Genomic DNA, 17,244 nt, shown 5'->3' with positions numbered 1-17,244 from the left:
CGGCTTCGCGACGATACGGTGATGGTCACTCGCGCCGTGAGAGGCCCCCTGCCTGACGCGATCGGTCCAGGCGCAGCTGAAATGCTGGAAGCCAGCAGCCGGTTCCTGCGGGCGTCCGCCGACTTTCTCGCCGGAGGACCGAAGCCCGATCGCATCGCGTTCGCGAGCGCGCATCAGGCCTTTCAGACTTGCTTTGAAAGCCTGCGAGAAAAGGGCGTGACACGCAACCTGGAATTCGACGGCGCAGCGCGCGTCTTCGGCCTGGTATTCGCGATCGAGAACCTGTTCGCCAACCTCGGCGACTTCGAGGAACGGATCGAGGAGACCGTGCGCCAGAAGGATTAGGCTTGCGGTCCGTAGATTTGCCGGGCGCGATCTTCGAAGCAGGCGATCAGCTTGCCGGCGGCCTTGTCGACATTCGCCGCCAGCAGGGCGTCTAACATCACGGACTTGAACGCAAAATCGATCGTGAACTCGATCCGCGTCGCCGCCTCTTCAGGGACGAACCGCCAAGCGTTCACAAGGCGCTTGAAGGGCCCATACAGCAGGTTCACGTCGATGCGCAGCGCCTCGCAATCGCGCCGGACCCGCGTCGCAAACTTCTCGCGCAGGAACGAGAAGCCGACCTGGGCTTCTGCGTCGACCGTGCTGACCGCGCCGTCCTCGCGCACGTTCCAGGTGCGCATTCCGGTGATCCAGGGCACGAAGCTCGGATAGGCGTCGACATCACCGACCAACTGAAACAGTTGCTCCGGCGCGTAAGGCAGCACGCGCGTGACCACGTGACGATGCAAGGCGTCAGGCCTTGCGGGCGTCGAGCGCGCGGCGAGCGGCCTGCAGCTTGGCGAAATCGTCGCCGGCGTGATGCGACGAGCGCGTCAACGGGCTGGACGAAACCATCAGAAAGCCCTTGGCCCGAGCGATAGCCTCATAGGCCTTGAACTCCTCGGGCGTGACGAAGCGTTCGACGGCTGCGTGCTTGCGGGTCGGTTGCAGGTACTGGCCGATGGTGATGAAGTCGACGCCGGCAGAACGCATGTCGTCCATCACCTGCATGACCTCCTCCTTGGTCTCGCCAAGACCGACCATCAGGCCGGACTTGGTGAACTGGGAAGGATCGCGCTGCTTCACGCGGTCCAGCAAGCGCAGCGAGTTGTAGTAGCGGGCGCCGGGGCGGATCTTCAGATAGAGCCGCGGGACGGTCTCGAGGTTGTGGTTGAAGACGTCAGGCTTGGAATCGATCACCACGTTCTCAGCGCCGTCCTTGCGCAGGAAGTCCGGCGTCAGGATCTCGATCGTCGTGCCCGGCGCAGCGGCGCGGATGGCGGTGACGACTTCGGCGAAGTGACGAGCGCCGCCGTCCAGGAGGTCATCGCGGTCCACCGAGGTGATGACCACGTGCTTGAGGCCCATCTTGGCGACGGCCTCGGCCACACGGCGCGGCTCGTCGGGATCGAGCTGGGTCGGCAGGCCCGTGGTGACGTTGCAGAAGGCGCAGGCGCGGGTGCAGATCTCGCCCATGATCATCATGGTCGCGTGCTTCTGGCTCCAGCACTCGCCGATGTTCGGACAGGCCGCTTCCTCGCAGACCGTGTGCAGGCGGTTCTCCCGCACGATGCTCTTGGTCTCGTTATACTGACCCGAGCCCGGAGCGCGCACGCGCAGCCACTCGGGCTTGCGCAGCACCGGCGTATCCGGACGGTTCTGCTTTTCGGGGTGGCGCACCGCCCGGTCTTCCGGGCCGCGAGCCTTGAGGGTGTCGATCACCGTGGCCATGGCGCCTAAATCGGTCTTCTTGGCTCCCGGATCAAGCGCTTGATCCGGCTTAAGACCCATTCGGCGACGGAATCACTTCGGGCCTTGAAACCACGACCGTGCAACGAGAGGCGTTGCTCAAGCCCTTACGTCACAAAGGGCTCGGCTCACGGTTTGTGACTCTTTCTTGCAAAGCTGGACCTTCCTCGGCAGAGTCGGCGTTTGACGAACGAGAGCGATCTTCGCTTTTCGGGGAGGTTTCGCCGGGATGCCGGTAGCTTACGACGCGCGAAATGGCCAAAAGGCTCTCTTCGACGCCCTCATCGACGCCCGCGACAAGTACGGCGCTCGGAAGCAGATCCTTGAGGACCAGGATCGCAATCCGCTCACCTATACGGATCTCATCCGCGCCAGCTTCGCGCTGGGCCGCAAGATCGCCGCCATGACTCGCCCGGGCGAGAACGTGGGCGTGCTGCTCCCGTCCGGCGCGGGTTCGGTGGTGACCTTCTTCGCCCTGCACGCCTTTGGCCGCGTGCCGACCATGCTGAACTTCACGGCGGGTCTTCGGAATATCAAGGCGGCCTGTCGGCTGGCCGGCATCCGGCGAGTCCTGACGGCGCATAAATTCGTCGAACTGGGCAAGCTGCACGACATCGTCGATGCGATCAGCGTTCAAGCCGAGATCGTCTATCTGGAGGACGTCCGCGCCACAATCGGCTTGGGCGACAAGCTGTTCGCGGCCGCCGCCGGCCTCTTTCCGCGCCAGTTCCGTGCGCCGGCCAAGCCATCCGACAAGGGCGTGGTGCTGTTCACCTCCGGCAGCTTCGGCGCCCCGCGCGGCGTGGTCTTGACCCAGGAAAACCTGGTGCAGAACGCCGTGCAGATCGCGGCGCACATCGAACTCGATCCCAACTGGGTGATGTTCAACCCGCTGCCGGTCTTCCACTGCTTTGGCCTGACCGGCGGCGTGATCCTGCCGATCCTGACAGGCATGAAGGCGTTCCAGTACCCCTCCCCCCTGCACACCAAGCAGATCCCGCCGCTGATCAAGGACGCCAAGGCCTCGATCCTGCTGGCGACCGACACCTTCGTGAACCAGTACGCTCGCGCATCGGAAGCTGGCGAGCTTTCGAGCCTGGAGTTCATCGTCTGCGGCGCCGAGAAGGTCCGCGACGAGACCCATGCCCTGATCAAGGAGCGCTTCGGCGGCATTCCGGTGCTGGAAGGCTACGGCGCCACCGAGGCTTCGCCGGTCATCGCGGTCAACAAGCCCACCGACAATCGTCCCGGCACGGTCGGCGGCCTGCTACCCGGCCAAGACGTCCGGATCGAGCCCGTCGAAGGCATCGCCGAGGGCGGCCGGTTCTTCGTGCGCGGGCCCAACATCATGGCCGGCTATCTGCGCGAGGACGGTGGCGTCGATCCGCCCGAGGACGGCTGGCACGACACCGGCGATGTCGTCACCATGACAGACGACCAGTGGATCACGATCAAGGGCCGCGTGAAGCGCTTCGCCAAGATCGGCGGCGAGATGGTCTCGCTCACCGCGGCCGAGGATCTCGCCTCGGCGGTGTGGCCCGATGGCCGTCACGCGGTGATCTCCCTGCCCGACAAGAAGAAGGGCGAGAAGCTGATCCTGGTCACCGATCGCCCAGACGCCGACGTAGCCCCCCTGGTCGCCCACGCCCAGACGATCGGCGCACCGGAACTGGCCGTGCCCCGCAAGATCCTGAAGGTCACCGAAGTGCCAGTCCTGGGCAGCGGCAAGACCGACTATGTCGCGATCCAGCGAATGGCGGAGACGGACACCCGCGCGGCGTGACCAATTCGCTCTCCAGGCGTTCTGCAAGCGTCGCCGAAGGAGGAAAGAATGGAACACCTCATCGTCTGGTCGCCTCGCGTCCTCAGCGTGTTGCGGATCATCACCGCCCTGCTTTTCATGGAGCATGGCCTGATGAAGCTGCTGCACTTCCCGGCCGCGCAACCCGGCGCGCCGGATCCGCTGCCGCCCTTGCTGCTGGCGGCGGCTTGGCTCGAGATCATCGGCGGGGTCCTGCTCACGGTCGGGCTCTTCACCCGACCTGTCGCGTTCGTGCTGTCGGGCCAGATGGCCGTGGCCTATTTCCTGGCGCATGGGAGCAAGGGCTTTTGGCCGGCGTTGAACGGCGGCGAAGCAGCGATCCTGTTCTGCTTCGTGTTCTTGTATTTCGTGTTCCAAGGACCGGGCGAATGGAGCCTGGACGCCCAGGTCCGCAAGCGTCCCTAGAACGTCGCGCCCAGGGCTTCCAGCTCCGCGCGGAAGCCCTGCTTGCGGCTGTGCAGAGCGCGCAGATCGGCGACGAAGGCGGCGTGGTCGGGGTACTCGCCGTACTCGCCGATCATCGCCGCCAGCGACTCTGCCTCGAGCAGCTGACGGGCGGCCTCCGCGTAGCGCATAGCGACGCCATAGGTCAGGACGTACTGGATCGAGGCGCGTAGCAGCAGCGTGGCGGCCAGAGGGTGGCTCCCCTCAAGGCGGCGGGCGGCCTCGACGATCAGGGTGTCGTCCGAGCCGCTAATTTCGCCCGAGCGCGACAGCACCAGCCGCGCGGCGGCCGGGAGATCGGGCCAGGACACCAGGAAGGCCAGCGCGGTATCGAAGCGCGGGAAGCGCTTGGCGACCGCCTTAGCCTGATCCTCGGCCTCCACGTCGTCGAAGTCCGGCAAGCTCTTTAGATAGGCGCGCAAGCGGCTGATCGAGAGCGTCGCCTCGAAGTCCGCCCAGCGGCGCTTCTGAGCTTCCTCGTGATGGCCGGTGGCTTCGAGAGCCTCCAGCATCGCGTCCTCCCAGGCGACACGCTCCTCGACGGCGCTCTGGTGGCGTCCGCGTTGCTCGCTGGGCGCGCCGGCCTGGAGGGTCGCGAGCGCGTCCTCCGCCCTGCCTGCCTCTAGCAGCCGCCGGGCGATCTCGGCCGAGACCAGCGGCGTGCGGCGAAGCTCCGGCGAGAAAGTGGCCTCGAACGCGTCGACGTCGCCGCTCGCGTCGGCCAGCCGCCGCAGGGCGTCCTTGTAGATCGCGCCCTGTGCGTCGAAGAGGTGGGCCGAGCGGGTCGAGCGCGCGGCGAGCATCTTCTCCAGGGTCTCGCGCAGATGCGCCTGCCCCTCGGCGCCCAGCGCCGGCGTCACCGCGTTCACCAGCGGCCCGAACTGGGCGTAGTCGTCGCGGCGGAGGAGCTTGGCGATGCGATCGGCCAGAGCAATCGGATCAGGCATGGACTTGGCGGCGATCGCGCCCACGCCGTCGCGCGCCACAAAGAAGACGTCCCCGATGGGGCCTTCAGCCTGGCTCAAGCGATCCAGAGTCGGCGTCGCCAAATCCAGCAGATCGAGCATCAGATCGAGCGCTGCATTAGGCTCGTCTTCCGCCAGCCGCTCGATCATCCGGCGATGCAGGTCGAGGTCCTTGGCGAACGCCGCGCGCTTGCGCCAATGGATGCGCGAGGAAGACTTGCCGATCGTCGCCAGGCGCTTGGCGATCTCTTGCGCCAAACCCTCGGCGCTGGACTCCGCGAACAGCTCCAGTCGCAGCACGCGCTTGACGTGGCTGTCGCTGGAGAGGTCGAGCAGGATGGCGGCGAGACGCTCGGGACCCAGGTCAGCCAGATTGGCCTCCGAAAGGGTCGTCTTCGACCCCTTTCGAGCCTTTGGCTTCTCACCCGTTGTCGCGGCGGCCTTGCGCGCCATCCAGACTCCCTAGTTGACCTAGATGTGCAGCACGCGGCCGTAGGCGTCCAGAGCGGCTTCGTGCATGGCTTCCGACATCGTCGGGTGAGCGTAGACGATGCCGTGCAGGTCTTCCTCGGTCGCTTCCAGGGTGATCGCGGTGACGAAGCCCTGGATCATCTCGGTCACTTCGTGGCCGATCATGTGGGCGCCGATCAGGGCGCCGGTCTTGGCGTCGAACACGGTCTTCACGAAGCCCTCGACCTCGCCGGCCGCCACGGCCTTGCCGTTGACGCGGAACGGGAAGCGGCCCGCCTTGACCTCGATGCCCGACGCCTTGGCGCCGGCTTCGGTATAGCCGACCGACGCGACCTGCGGGTTCGCGTAGGTGCAGCCTGGGATCGGGGAGTGGACATTCGGGGTCTTGTAGCCGGCGATGGCCTCGGCGGCGTGGATGCCTTCGTGGCTCGCCTTGTGGGCCAGCCAGGGCGCGCCGGTGATGTCGCCGATGGCGTAGAGGCCTGGAATGTTCGTGCGGCAGTGCTTGTCGGTGACGACGTGGCCGCGATCCAGGTTCACGCCCAGGGCTTCCAGGCCGTCGTTGTTCGGGGCGATGCCGACGGCGACGATGCACTTCTCGGCGGTGAGCTGTTCGATCTTGCCACCGGCCTCGACCGTCACGGCCACGCCGTCCTTGGTCTTCTCGATCTTGCCGACCTTGGCGCCGACGCGGAACTTGATGCCGCGCTTCTCGAAAGCCTTCTGGGCGGCCTTCGAAACTTCCTCGTCCTCGACCGGCATGATGCGGTCGATGGCTTCGACGACGGTCACCTCGGCGCCCAGCGCGCGGTAGAAGCTGGCGAACTCGATGCCGATGGCGCCCGAGCCGATCACGACGAGCGACTTCGGCATGGCCTTGGGGGCCAGGGCGTCGCGATAGGTCCAGATTTTGTCGCCGTCCGAGACCGCGCCGATGGCCGGAATCTCGCGAGCGCGCGCGCCGGTGGCCAGGATCACGTTCTTAGCTTGCACCGTGCGGCTGCCGCCGGCTTTAAGGGCGATCACAAGCTTCGGCGCCGGATTGCCCTTCTCGAGCTTGGCCTCGCCCTCGATCACCTCGATCTTGTGCTTCTTCATCAGGAAGGCGATGCCGCCCGACATCTGCTTGGCGACGCCGCGCGAGCGCTCGATGATCTTGCCGAAGTCGAACGACGCGCCCTGCACCGACAGGCCGTAGCCGCCGAGGTGCGACAGCTGCTCGTAGATCTCGCCGGACTTCAGCAGCGCCTTGGTGGGGATGCAGCCCCAGTTCAGGCAGATGCCGCCCAGGTTTTCACGCTCGACAATGGCCGTCTTCAGGCCCAGCTGGCTGGCGCGGATCGCGGCCACGTAGCCGCCAGGACCGGCGCCGATGACGACGACATCGAATTCCGTGGACATAGTCTTCTCAACCCTAGCTTGGACACCGGCCGGAGAGCGGCGCGACGGTCGACCGATCGAACAGAACGGTCCGGGGAAATTTCAGAGCAGCGCCTCGATCGCCGCCGTGAGGTCTTCGGGCTTGGTGGTGGGCGCGAACCGCTCGACCACCTCGCCGTCGCGACCGATCAGGAACTTGGTGAAGTTCCACTTGATCGCCTCGGTGCCCAGCAGGCCCTTCTGTTCCTTCTTGAGGAACTTGTAGAGCGGGTGGGCGTCGGCGCCGTTGACGTCGATCTTCGACATCACCGGGAACGTCACGTCGTAGGTCAGCGAGCAGAAGTTCGCGATCTCGGCGGCGTCGCCCGGCTCCTGGGCGCCGAACTGGTTGCTGGGGAAGGCCAGGACCGTGAACCCGCGATCCTTGTAGGTCCGCCACAGCCGCTCCAGCCCCTCGTACTGGGGGGTGAAGCCGCACTTGCTGGCCGTGTTGACGATCAGCAGCACCTGGCCGCGATAGTCGGCCAGGCTCGCGTCCTGGCCGTCCAGCGTCTTGGCCGAGTAGTCGTAGACGGACATCGGGCCTTCCTTCTACCGCCGCTTAGACGATCAGGGTCAGCGGCTCTTCGATCAGCGGCTTGAAGGCCGACAGGAACTTGGCGCCGACCGCGCCGTCGACCACGCGGTGATCGCAGGTCAGGGTCACGGTCATGACCGTGGCGACCTTCAGCTCGCCGTTCTTGACCACCGGGCGCTGTTCGCCGGCGCCGACGCTCATGATCGCGCCTTGCGGCTCGTTGATGATCGACGAGAACGACTTGATGCCGAACATGCCCAGGTTCGAGATCGAGAAGGTGCCGCCCTGGAATTCCTCGGGCTTCAGCTTCTTGTCCTTGGCGCGCTGGGCCAGGTCCTTCATCTCGGCCGAAATCTGGGCAAGGCCCTTGGTTTCGGCCTTGCGAATGATCGGGGTGATCAGCCCGCCGTCGATCGCCACGGCCACGGCGATATCGGCGTGGTGGTGCATGGCGATGCCTTCCGGCGTGTAGCTGGCGTTGGCCTCCGGCACCTGCTTGAGGGCAACGGCGGCGGCCTTGATGACGATGTCGTTGACCGAGACCTTCACGCCCTGCTTCTCGAGCAGGCCGTTGATCTTGGCGCGCGCGGCCAGCAGGGCGTCGATCTCGAGATCGATCTGCAGCGGGAAGTGCGGCACGTCGCGGAAGCTGTCGGTCAGGCGGCGCGCGATCGTCTTGCGCATGCCGTCCAGCGGCACGAGGTCGTACGAGCCGGCGGGGATGCCCATCTGCTCTAGCGACAGCGCCTTGCGCGGCTCGGCGGCGGCAGGCGCGGCGCTGGCGGCGGGAGCCGGAGCGGCCTTGGCGGCCGGCGCGCCCGACTTGGCGGCTTCGACGTCCGACTTGATGACGCGGCCGTGCGGGCCAGTGCCCTTGATGCTCTTCAGGTCGAGACCGGCGGCCGACGCCAGGCGGCGGGCCAGCGGCGAGGCGAAGACGCGCGAGCCGTCAGCGGCGACCGGAGCGGCCGGCGCGGGCGCAGCCGGAGCAGCGGCGGGCGCGGCGGCGACGGGGGCCGGAGCAGCGGCGGCCTTGGGGGCCTCGGCCTTCGGCGCCGGAGCCGGAGCCGGGCTCTCGCCCTCGCCCTCGCCCGCCAGCTTGGCGATCAAGGCGTTGACCTTGACGTTCTCGGTGCCGGCGGCGACCAGGATGGCCTCGACCACCCCCTCATCGACGGCCTCGACTTCCATGGTGGCCTTGTCGGTTTCGATCTCGGCGATCACGTCGCCGGCCTTGACGGTGTCACCGACCTTGACGTGCCACTTGGCGAGGGTCCCCTCCTCCATGGTGGGCGACAGGGCGGGCATCAGGATGTCGATCGACATTGAGCTTCTTCCTCAAGCGTTCGGGACGTTCTCGGCCGGGCCGTCGTCCGCGATACCCCGCCTCGCGGCGGGATGAATTCGTTGGCCAAGACGATGCGACCCCCGCCCGTCGAGGGCGAGGGCCGCGCCGGTCTTAGCGGTAGCTGACCGCCTTCGCGGCCTTCACGATCTTCTCGACCGAAGGCAGCGACAGGGCTTCCAGGTTAGCCGCGTAGGGCAGCGGCACGTCTTCCTGGTGCACGCGCAGCGGCGGGGCGTCCAGGTAGTCGAAGCCGTGCTCGGTGATGCGGGCGACGATCTCGGCGCCGACGCCCATCGGGCCCCAGCCTTCCTCGACCGTGACCAGGCGATTGGTCTTCTTGACGCTTTCCAGGATGGTCGCGTGGTCCATCGGACGGATCGTGCGCAGGTCGACGACCTCCGCCTGGACGCCCTCCTTCTCCAGCTCCTCGGCCGCCTTCAGCGCGAAACCGACCATGCGGCTGTAGGCCACCAGGGTCACGTCCGAGCCTTCGCGACGGACCTTGGCCTTGCCGATCGGCACGACCCAGTCCTCGACGTCCGGGATATCGAACTCGTGGCCGTACATCATCTCGTGTTCGAGGAAGACGACCGGGTTCGGATCGCGGATCGCGGCCTTCAAGAGGCCCTTGGCGTCGGCGGCGTCATAAGGCGCGATGACCTTCAGACCCGGGACATTGCCGTACCAGGCGGCGTAGTCTTGGCTGTGCTGGGCCGCCACGCGCGAGGCAGCGCCGTTGGGGCCGCGGAACACGATCGACGACTTGATCTGGCCGCCCGACATGTAGAGCGTCTTGGCGGCCGAGTTGATGATCTGGTCGATCGCCTGCATGGCGAAGTTCCAGGTCATGAACTCGACGATCGGCTTCAGCCCGGCCATCGCCGCGCCGACGCCCATGCCGGCGAAGCCGTGCTCGGTGATCGGGGTGTCGATGACGCGCTTGTCGCCGAACTCCTGGAGCAGGTCGCGGCTGACCTTGTAGGCGCCCTGGTACTGGGCGACTTCCTCGCCCATCAGGAACACGCGGTCGTCGCGGCGCATCTCCTCGGCCATGGCGTCGCGCAGGGCGTCGCGGACCGTGATCTTCTTGGTCGGCGTACCGGCCGGGATTTCCGGATCGGCGAAGGTCGAGGCGGCCGAGATCGGGCCGGCCGGCGTCGGGGTGGCTGCCTGCGGCGCGGCCTTCTCGGACTCGCCCGTGGCTTGCGCGGGAGCGGCGGCCGGGGTCGAAGCGGCTTCACCCTCGCCCTTCAGACGGGCGATCAGGGTGTTGACCTTGACGTTCTCGCTGCCGGCCGGGACCAGGATGGCTTCCACCACGCCTTCGTCCACGGCTTCGACTTCCATCGTCGCCTTGTCGGTCTCGATCTCGGCGATCACGTCGCCGGCCTTGATGGTGTCGCCTTCCTTGACCAGCCACTTGGCCAGGGTGCCTTCCTCCATGGTGGGAGAAAGGGCGGGCATCAGGATGTCCGTCACTCGGCGGCCTCCAGGTATACGTCAGTGTACAGTTCCGAGGGATCCGGCTCGGGGCTCGTGCGGGCGAACTCGGCGGCTTCGGCGACGATGCGCTTCACTTCCGCGTCGACGCTCTTCAGGTCGTCTTCGGTGACGCCGGCCTTGGCCAGGCGCTCCTTGATGTGGTCGATCGGATCGCGAGTCGTCTTGACCTCGTCGACCTCTTCCTTGGTGCGGTACTTGGCCGGGTCGGACATCGAGTGACCGCGGTAACGGTAGGTCTTCATCTCGAGGATGTAGGGACCTTGGCCGCTGCGGGCGTGCTCGGTGGCGCGGGCGCCTGCTTCGCGGACGGCGATGACGTCCATGCCGTCGACTTCCTCGCCCGGGATGCGGAACGAGACGCCGCGCTTGTGGAAAGCGGTTTCGGACGCCGCGCGCTCGACGGCGGTGCCCATGGCGTACTGGTTGTTCTCGATCACGTACACGACCGGCAGCTTCCACAGCTGGGCCATGTTGAAGCTCTCGTAGACCTGGCCCTGGTTGGCCGCGCCGTCGCCCATATAGGCGTACGAGACGTTGCCGTTGCCCTTGTAGTGGTTGGCCAGCGCCAGGCCGGTCCCGAGCGAAACCTGAGCGCCGACGATGCCGTGACCGCCATAGAAGCCGGTCTCGACGTCGAACATGTGCATCGAGCCGCCCTTGCCCTTGGACGAGCCGCCGGCCCGGCCGGTCAGCTCGGCCATGACCTCGCGCGGATCCATGCCCGCGGCCAGCATGTGGCCGTGGTCACGGTAGCCCGTGATGATCTGGTCGCCCTTTTGCGAGATCGACTGCATGCCGACCGCGATGGCTTCCTGACCGATGTACAGGTGGCAGAAGCCGCCGATCAGGCCCATGCCGTACAGCTGACCGGCCCGCTCCTCAAAGCGGCGGATCAAAAGCATGTCCTGATAGAATTTCAGGAGTTCGTCTTTTCCGACGAAGGCGTTGACACCGGTGTCAGCCGCCTTCCCCTCTGAGGCCTCAGCCTTGCGCGTACGCGCCATTCAAATCTCCCTGGCCAATCTTCATCGCGGCCTTCGTCCTGAGAGCATTTCCCGCCGAAAAAGTCGTCGGTTCCGCGAAGGAAACGCCCTAGTGCACCATCCAGCCGCCCGGCGCCTAGGGGCGCCGCGTCGGCCAGCAATCGATTCCAAGCGCCTACGGATTCGGTCAGCTCGGACGCTTGACCCGGATCACATAGTCCCTCGGGTCGGCGTATCCTAGGAGCGAGCGCGCGCGCTCTTCCAGCAGGTCGGCCGACAGACTGCCGCTGCGTAATAGACGAGCGCGGGCCTCCAGGTCCATCCTCTCCGCACGTATCTTCCTGAGTTCCTTTGTTTTTGCTGCGAGGTCAGCATTGCGCTGCGAAATGGACAGCAGCCCGCGATCACCCGTCAGAGCGTGAAAGGCGAAGTAGAAAATCAGGAAGAAGATCGCCGCAGTCGGCAGGAAGGGTTGCAGTCGGGCGAACATGTCAGTGTCCCAAAGAGGGAGTCGCAGGATCGTCGAACCACCTTAACGCCTTCTAAATCCAAGCATTGTGAACGCCGGTCGCTCGCCTGCCAACGCTGGGGGAACTGCTTTCAGGTGAGATGGTTTCAGCAGCATCTAGATGCCGCATCGCCGAAGTTATTTCGCTTCCGCGAACAAAGGTGAGTTGGTGTCTTGTGAAACCAATCCCACCCTTTTAGAAAATTTGTGGGTTAACCGGTCGGCGCGGCGCTGCACACTCGCACCGAACGGCTGATCTTCCAGCAGAATCGACTCCGGCAGATCCATAAGCAAAGGGCGCGGCCTCCTTCGAAGCCGCGCCCTTCCCATTGGTCTATCTGGTCGCTCGCGAGGCTTAACGGCCCTTGAGCGCCGCCCGGCCGGCGTAGACGCCTTGGTCGTCCAGCATTTCCTCGATGCGCAGGAGCTGGTTGTACTTGGCCGTGCGATCCGAGCGCGCGAGCGAGCCCGTCTTGATCTGACCGCAGTTGAGGGCCACGGCCAGATCGGCGATCGTGCTGTCCTCGGTCTCGCCCGAGCGGTGGCTCATGACGCTGGTGTAGCCATGACGGTGGGCCAGTTCGACGGCGTCGATCGTCTCCGACAGCGTGCCGATCTGGTTGACCTTCACCAGGATCGAGTTGGCCAGCCCTTTGTCCAGGCCAAGCTGCAGGCGCTTGGGGTTCGTCACGAACAGGTCGTCGCCCACCAATTGAACCTTCTTGCCCAAGGTGTCGGTCAGCAGCTTCCAGCCGTCGAAATCGTCCTCGGCCATGCCGTCCTCGATGGTGAGGATCGGAAATTTCGAAACGAGGCCCGCAAGGTAGTCGACCATGGCGGCCGGATCGAGCGACTTGCCCTCACCTTCCAGCTCATACTTGCCGTTCTTGAAGAACTCGGTCGAGGCGACGTCCAGGCCCAGCACGAAGTCGTCGCCGGCCTTGTAGCCCGCCTTTTCGCCAGCCTTGACGATGAAGTCGAGCGCGGCCTCGGCCGAAGCGAGGTTGGGCGCGAAACCGCCCTCGTCGCCGACGTTGGTGTTATGGCCGGCGTCCTTCAGAGCCTTCTTCAGGGCGTGGAAGATCTCGGCGCCCATGCGCAGACCTTCGCGGAAGTCCTTGGCGCCCGTCGGCAGGATCATGAACTCCTGGATGTCGATCGGGTTGTCGGCGTGGGCGCCGCCATTGATGATGTTCATCATTGGGGTCGGCAGCACGCGGGCGTTCACGCCGCCGACGTACTTGTAGAGCGGCAGGCCGGCCGACTCCGCGGCGGCCTTGGCGGCGGCCAGCGACACGCCCAGGATGGCGTTGGCGCCCAGGCGAGCCTTGTTCGGCGTACCGTCCAGTTCGATCAGCAGGTTGTCGACGCGACGCTGATCTTCCGCGTCCACGCCCGACAGCGCGTCGAAGATCTCGCCGTTGACGGCTTCCACCGCCTGTTGGACGCCCTTGCCCAGATAGCGCGCCTTGTCGCCGTCACGCTTTTCATTGGCTTCGTGAGCGCCCGTCGAGGCGCCCGACGGCACCGCGGCGCGACCAAACGCGCCGTCTTCCAGGACGACGTCGACTTCGACGGTCGGGTTGCCCCGGCTGTCGAGAATTTCGCGGGCGATGATGTCGACGATCTCGGTCATGGACTGCTCCTCAAGGCCAAAAGGCGCGGCAGGCTTTAGCCGCCAAGCGACTTTCGCGCAACTTGACTTCCCTTCGGGAGATCATCCGAACATCAGGCGCCTTAAGGAGGATCACATGCTGGACGTCGAACGGCGCGGCCGTATCGCCATCGTCACCTTGAACCGGCCAGAGGCCATGAACGCCCTGTCCAAGGCGCTGAGACTGGCCCTCTTCGACGCTATGGTGTCCCTGGACGAAGATCCGGAAGTCAGCGTGGTGATCCTGACCGGCGCTGGCGAGCGCGCCTTCACCGCCGGGCTCGACCTCAAGGAGCTGGGTGGGGACGCCTCGGCGATGGGGGCGGCGAACGATCAGGACGCCCGCTCCAACCCGGTGCGCGCGGTCGAGCGATGCGGCAAGCCGGTGATCGGCGCGATCAACGGCGTGGCGATCACCGGCGGCTTCGAACTGGCGCTGGCCTGTGACGTCCTGATCGCTTCGGAGACCGCGCGGTTCGCCGACACCCATGCGCGGGTCGGCATCATGCCGGGCTGGGGGTTGTCGCAGAAGCTGTCGCGGCTGATCGGCCCCTATCGCGCCAAGGAGCTGTCGCTGAGCGGAAACTTCCTCGATGCGCGGACCGCCGCCGACTGGGGCCTGGTCAATCGCGTGACGACGCCGGCGGACCTGCTGCCGACCGCCTTGAAGCTGGCGGAAGACATGGCTTCGATCCCGACAGAGACGCTCGCCTTCTACAAGCAGCTGATCGACGACGGCTATGAGCGCGCCTTTGGGGACGCCATGGCGTTCGAGCACGAGCGATCCAGCGCCCACAATCGCGAGGTGACGCCCGAGACGGTGGAGGCTCGCCGCCGCCAGGTGATGACCCGCGGGCGCTCGCAGTAGTCAGGCCGTCAGAACCCTGGGCGAGGCCCCGCCCTCCCCCAGGCGGAACAGGACCTTGTCGTCGCCATAGTCGAGCTCGACGCGGGCGAACAGGCGCAGGATGTCCACCCCCAGCAGGGCGGCGGGCTGAGCCTTCAGCGACCAGACGTCGAAGATATGCACGTCGGCGAAGGCCATCGGCACGTTGGTCAGGTTGAGCGCGCCCATCTCGATCGAGGGCACCACGCGGAATTCCGCCAGCCGCACCTCGCCATCGGCGGTGAGCAGGTGCGCGGGCCGGACGAAATCGGAGCTTCGGCGCCGTCGCGCGGCGATGGCGCGGGCCAGGGCCATGTTGCCGATGCTGACGCCGCCGCCGGAGTCGATGAACGCCGTCGCCCGTGTCCCGCCGATCCGGGTTCCCGCCAGGGTGAGGCGTCCGAAGCGGTGGCCTGCGTCGATCGTCGCCTCGCCGCCGCGGCGGTTGATCTCGGAAAAGTTCCGGCTTCGACGGATCTGAAGCTGGTTCTTCTTGAAGTCCATCAGGACGTTGCGGCCGTCCAGGATGTCGACGCCCAGCAAGCCGTCCGCCCCGACCCGCTCTCGCGGCAGCACGGGCAGGACGCCGTCGGCCAGGCGCGCCTCGCCCGCCCGCAGCAGGGCGACCTGCGCCGTCGGACTGACTATGGAGCCCGCGATTCCATGGATGATCATCTCAGGGCCAGACGGCAAGGCCAGCTGCTCGACGAGGCCGGGCGTCAGCACCGAACGCCCCGCCCCCGTGTCGACCACGAATCGGAAGGGCCCCCGCCCGTTGATCGTGACCTCGATCGTCATCCGCTCGTCCTCGTCGACCGAGGCGTCCACGAACAGGAGCGGCTCTTCAAGGCTTGTGGCGGGCGGTCCCGCGGTCTGAGGCGTGCTGAGGGACATCGGCGCGACGGATCCCGCCAGCGCCGCCGGCGCAGCCATGGACAGACCCAGACCCGCCGTTAGGATTCGGCGTGTGAGCATGGGTGTTTCCTCCTTCGCGAAGGATAACACCGATTTTTCGACACAGCGCGCGAATACGACGAAAAACGCCGCCCAGCCAAGCCGGGCGGCGCTTTCAAGCCGTCAGGGACGGAAAGAAGACCTTAGTCTTCCTTCGGCGTCAGGATCTGCTTGCCGTTGTACATGCCGGTCTTCAGATCGACATGGTGCGGACGACGCAGCTCGCCGGTATCCTTGTCCTCGATGAACGAGTTGGCGCCCAGGGCGTGGTGCGACCGGCGCATGTTCCGGCGAGAAGGCGAAGTTTTTCTTTTAGGAACGGCCATCGAAGTGACTCTGCTCGCTGAGCGTGAAAATCGGAAGCGGCGACTAGGGTTCGACCCAGGCCGCCGCGTGAGCGGGGGCTTATGCCCGAATCTCCCCGAAGATGCAAGCACCTGGGGAAAACCGGTTAAACCAGCCGTCCATGCTCCTTCGCGGCGGCGATGAAGCTGGCGAAAAGCGGGTGCGGCGCGAACGGGCGGCTCTTCAGTTCAGGGTGATATTGCACGCCGATGAACCACGGATGGTCGTCCCGCTCGACGATCTCGGGCAGCACGCCGTTGGGCGAGCGGCCGGTCAGCTTCAAGCCGGCGTCCTCCATCAAGTGGACGTAGCCGATATTGACCTCGTAGCGGTGGCGGTGGCGCTCGCTGATCTCGGTCGCGCCATAGATGCGGGCCACCTTGGATCCCGGCGTCAGCACGGCCTCGTAGGCCCCCAGCCGCATGGTGCCGCCCAGATCGTCCGATGCACGGCGCTGGACGGTCTCGTTGCCCTTGATCCACTCGGTCATGATCCCAACCACCGGGCGGTCGGTCGGGCCGAACTCGCTGGAGCTGGCGTCCTTGACCCCGGCGACGTTCCGCAGCGTCTCGATCACCGCCATCTGCATGCCGAAGCAGATGCCGAAGTACGGCACCTTGCGCTCGCGGGCGAACTGGGCGGCGCGGATCTTGCCTTCCGCGCCCCGCTCGCCGAAGCCGCCGGGCACCATGATCGCGTGAGCGTTCTCGAGACGGGCCGCGGCCGCGCCCTCGTCGCCCTCGAAGGTCTCGCTCTCGACCCAGTCCAGATTGACCTTGACCCTGTTAGCCAGGCCCCCGTGGTGAAGGGCCTCGATCAGCGACTTGTAGGCGTCCTTCAGCACCGTGTACTTGCCGACCACGGCGATGGTGACCTCGCCGTCGGGATGCTGGACCGTGCTATCGATCTGCTTCCAGCGCGACAGGTCGGGCGACGGCGCGTCGTGGATTCCGAAGACGTCCAGGACTTCGGCGTCCAGGCCCTGCTCGTGATAGTCGATCGGCACGGCGTAGATCGACGAGGAGTCCAGGGCCTGGATGACGGCGCTGGGCCGCACGTTGCAGAACTGGGCGATCTTGCGCTTTTCCTCGGGCGGGATCTCCTGCTCGCAGCGGCACAGCAGGATGTCCGGCTGGATGCCGATCGAGCGCAGCTCCTTGACCGAGTGCTGGGTCGGCTTGGTCTTCATCTCGCCGGCCGTCTTGATGAACGGCAGCAGGGTCAGGTGCACGTAGCAGCTCTGGCCGCGCGGCAGGTCCTGGCGCAGCTGGCGGATGGCTTCGAAGAACGGCAGGCCCTCGATGTCGCCGACCGTGCCGCCGATCTCGACCAGGACGAAGTCCACATCCTCGCCGCCGTCCGTCTTGGCCGGGTTCAGGCAGAACTGCTTGATCTGGTCGGTGACGTGCGGAATCACCTGGACCGTCGCGCCCAGATAGTCGCCGCGACGCTCCTTCTCGATGATCGTCTGATAGATGCGACCGGTCGTGATGTTGTCCGACTTGGCCGCCGAGACGCCGGTGAAGCGTTCATAGTGGCCCAGGTCGAGGTCCGTCTCGGCGCCGTCGTCGGTCACGAAGACCTCGCCGTGCTGATAGGGGCTCATCGTG

The 17,244-nt window shown here is 66.1% G+C and carries 16 protein-coding genes and 1 pseudogene; 4 read left to right on the top strand and 13 right to left on the bottom strand.

What is annotated here, in order from left to right:
- Positions 1 to 345, top strand: a pseudogene (locus DI526_RS20290) (FUSC family protein); the annotation flags it as partial.
- Here DI526_RS20290 and DI526_RS20285 read toward each other — a convergent pair.
- Together DI526_RS20285 and lipA are read right to left on the bottom strand one after the other, a co-directional pair.
- The gene (locus DI526_RS20285) at positions 342 to 794 is read right to left on the bottom strand and encodes a type II toxin-antitoxin system RatA family toxin (protein WP_304281842.1); all 453 of its coding nucleotides are present in this window, start codon (positions 792 to 794) and stop codon (positions 342 to 344) included. The pseudogene DI526_RS20290 and the gene DI526_RS20285 overlap by 4 nt on opposite strands.
- Positions 795 to 798: 4 nt before the next feature.
- A complete protein-coding gene (gene lipA / locus DI526_RS20280; protein ID WP_304281839.1) occupies positions 799 to 1,776 on the bottom strand; it encodes a lipoyl synthase in 978 nt (325 codons plus the stop codon).
- 247 nt (positions 1,777 to 2,023) lie between these two features.
- Between lipA and DI526_RS20275 the strand changes: the two genes are divergently transcribed.
- Both DI526_RS20275 and DI526_RS20270 read left to right on the top strand, forming a co-directional pair.
- The gene (locus DI526_RS20275) at positions 2,024 to 3,577 is read left to right on the top strand and encodes an AMP-binding protein (protein ID WP_304281836.1); all 1,554 of its coding nucleotides are present in this window, start codon (positions 2,024 to 2,026) and stop codon (positions 3,575 to 3,577) included.
- Positions 3,578 to 3,625: 48 nt separating this feature from the next.
- A complete protein-coding gene (locus DI526_RS20270) occupies positions 3,626 to 4,021 on the top strand; it encodes a DoxX family protein (protein WP_304281833.1) in 396 nt (131 codons plus the stop codon).
- Here the strand turns inward: DI526_RS20270 and DI526_RS20265 are convergent.
- The 8 genes from DI526_RS20265 to eno form a co-directional block, all read right to left on the bottom strand.
- On the bottom strand, positions 4,018 to 5,478 hold the full coding sequence (locus DI526_RS20265; RefSeq protein ID WP_304281830.1) for a DUF6880 family protein: 1,461 nt from the start codon (positions 5,476 to 5,478) through the stop codon (positions 4,018 to 4,020). The two genes, DI526_RS20270 and DI526_RS20265, sit on opposite strands and share 4 nt — an antisense overlap.
- Positions 5,479 to 5,496: 18 nt before the next feature.
- A complete protein-coding gene (gene lpdA, locus DI526_RS20260; RefSeq protein WP_304281828.1) occupies positions 5,497 to 6,897 on the bottom strand; it encodes a dihydrolipoyl dehydrogenase in 1,401 nt (466 codons plus the stop codon).
- An 81-nt stretch (positions 6,898 to 6,978) separates the two neighbouring features.
- A complete protein-coding gene (locus DI526_RS20255; RefSeq protein WP_304281826.1) occupies positions 6,979 to 7,455 on the bottom strand; it encodes a glutathione peroxidase in 477 nt (158 codons plus the stop codon).
- Between the two features lie 22 nt (positions 7,456 to 7,477).
- On the bottom strand, positions 7,478 to 8,779 hold the full coding sequence (locus DI526_RS20250) for a pyruvate dehydrogenase complex dihydrolipoamide acetyltransferase (RefSeq protein WP_304281824.1): 1,302 nt from the start codon (positions 8,777 to 8,779) through the stop codon (positions 7,478 to 7,480).
- Positions 8,780 to 8,912: 133 nt separating this feature from the next.
- Positions 8,913 to 10,280, bottom strand: coding sequence for a pyruvate dehydrogenase complex E1 component subunit beta (locus tag DI526_RS20245; protein ID WP_304281822.1), 1,368 nt, complete (start codon positions 10,278 to 10,280; stop codon positions 8,913 to 8,915).
- The gene (gene pdhA, locus DI526_RS20240; protein ID WP_304281819.1) at positions 10,277 to 11,308 is read right to left on the bottom strand and encodes a pyruvate dehydrogenase (acetyl-transferring) E1 component subunit alpha; all 1,032 of its coding nucleotides are present in this window, start codon (positions 11,306 to 11,308) and stop codon (positions 10,277 to 10,279) included. Before pdhA ends, DI526_RS20245 begins: the two co-directional genes overlap by 4 nt.
- A gap of 166 nt (positions 11,309 to 11,474) precedes the next feature.
- The gene (locus DI526_RS20235) at positions 11,475 to 11,777 is read right to left on the bottom strand and encodes a septum formation initiator family protein (protein ID WP_047405705.1); all 303 of its coding nucleotides are present in this window, start codon (positions 11,775 to 11,777) and stop codon (positions 11,475 to 11,477) included.
- Between the two features lie 373 nt (positions 11,778 to 12,150).
- The gene (gene eno / locus DI526_RS20230; RefSeq protein ID WP_304281812.1) at positions 12,151 to 13,431 is read right to left on the bottom strand and encodes a phosphopyruvate hydratase; all 1,281 of its coding nucleotides are present in this window, start codon (positions 13,429 to 13,431) and stop codon (positions 12,151 to 12,153) included.
- A 115-nt stretch (positions 13,432 to 13,546) separates the two neighbouring features.
- Here eno and DI526_RS20225 point away from each other — a divergent pair, with 115 nt between their 5' ends.
- On the top strand, positions 13,547 to 14,317 hold the full coding sequence (locus tag DI526_RS20225; protein WP_304281809.1) for an enoyl-CoA hydratase: 771 nt from the start codon (positions 13,547 to 13,549) through the stop codon (positions 14,315 to 14,317).
- Here the strand turns inward: DI526_RS20225 and DI526_RS20220 are convergent, their stop codons facing one another.
- The 3 genes from DI526_RS20220 to DI526_RS20210 all read right to left on the bottom strand — a co-directional run.
- A complete protein-coding gene (locus tag DI526_RS20220; protein ID WP_304281807.1) occupies positions 14,318 to 15,310 on the bottom strand; it encodes a retropepsin-like aspartic protease in 993 nt (330 codons plus the stop codon).
- Between the two features lie 122 nt (positions 15,311 to 15,432).
- Positions 15,433 to 15,615, bottom strand: coding sequence for a 50S ribosomal protein L32 (rpmF, locus tag DI526_RS20215; RefSeq protein WP_010919589.1), 183 nt, complete (start codon positions 15,613 to 15,615; stop codon positions 15,433 to 15,435).
- 125 nt (positions 15,616 to 15,740) lie between these two features.
- A partial coding sequence (locus DI526_RS20210; protein ID WP_304281790.1) for a CTP synthase occupies positions 15,741 to 17,244 on the bottom strand: 1,504 nt, incomplete at its 5' end.

The organism is Caulobacter segnis (genome assembly GCF_003243465.1).
GTDB classification, from domain to species: domain Bacteria; phylum Pseudomonadota; class Alphaproteobacteria; order Caulobacterales; family Caulobacteraceae; genus Caulobacter; species Caulobacter segnis_A.
The sequence above is the reverse complement of the archived record's forward strand: the minus strand, read 5'-3'. Positions and strand labels throughout refer to the sequence as shown.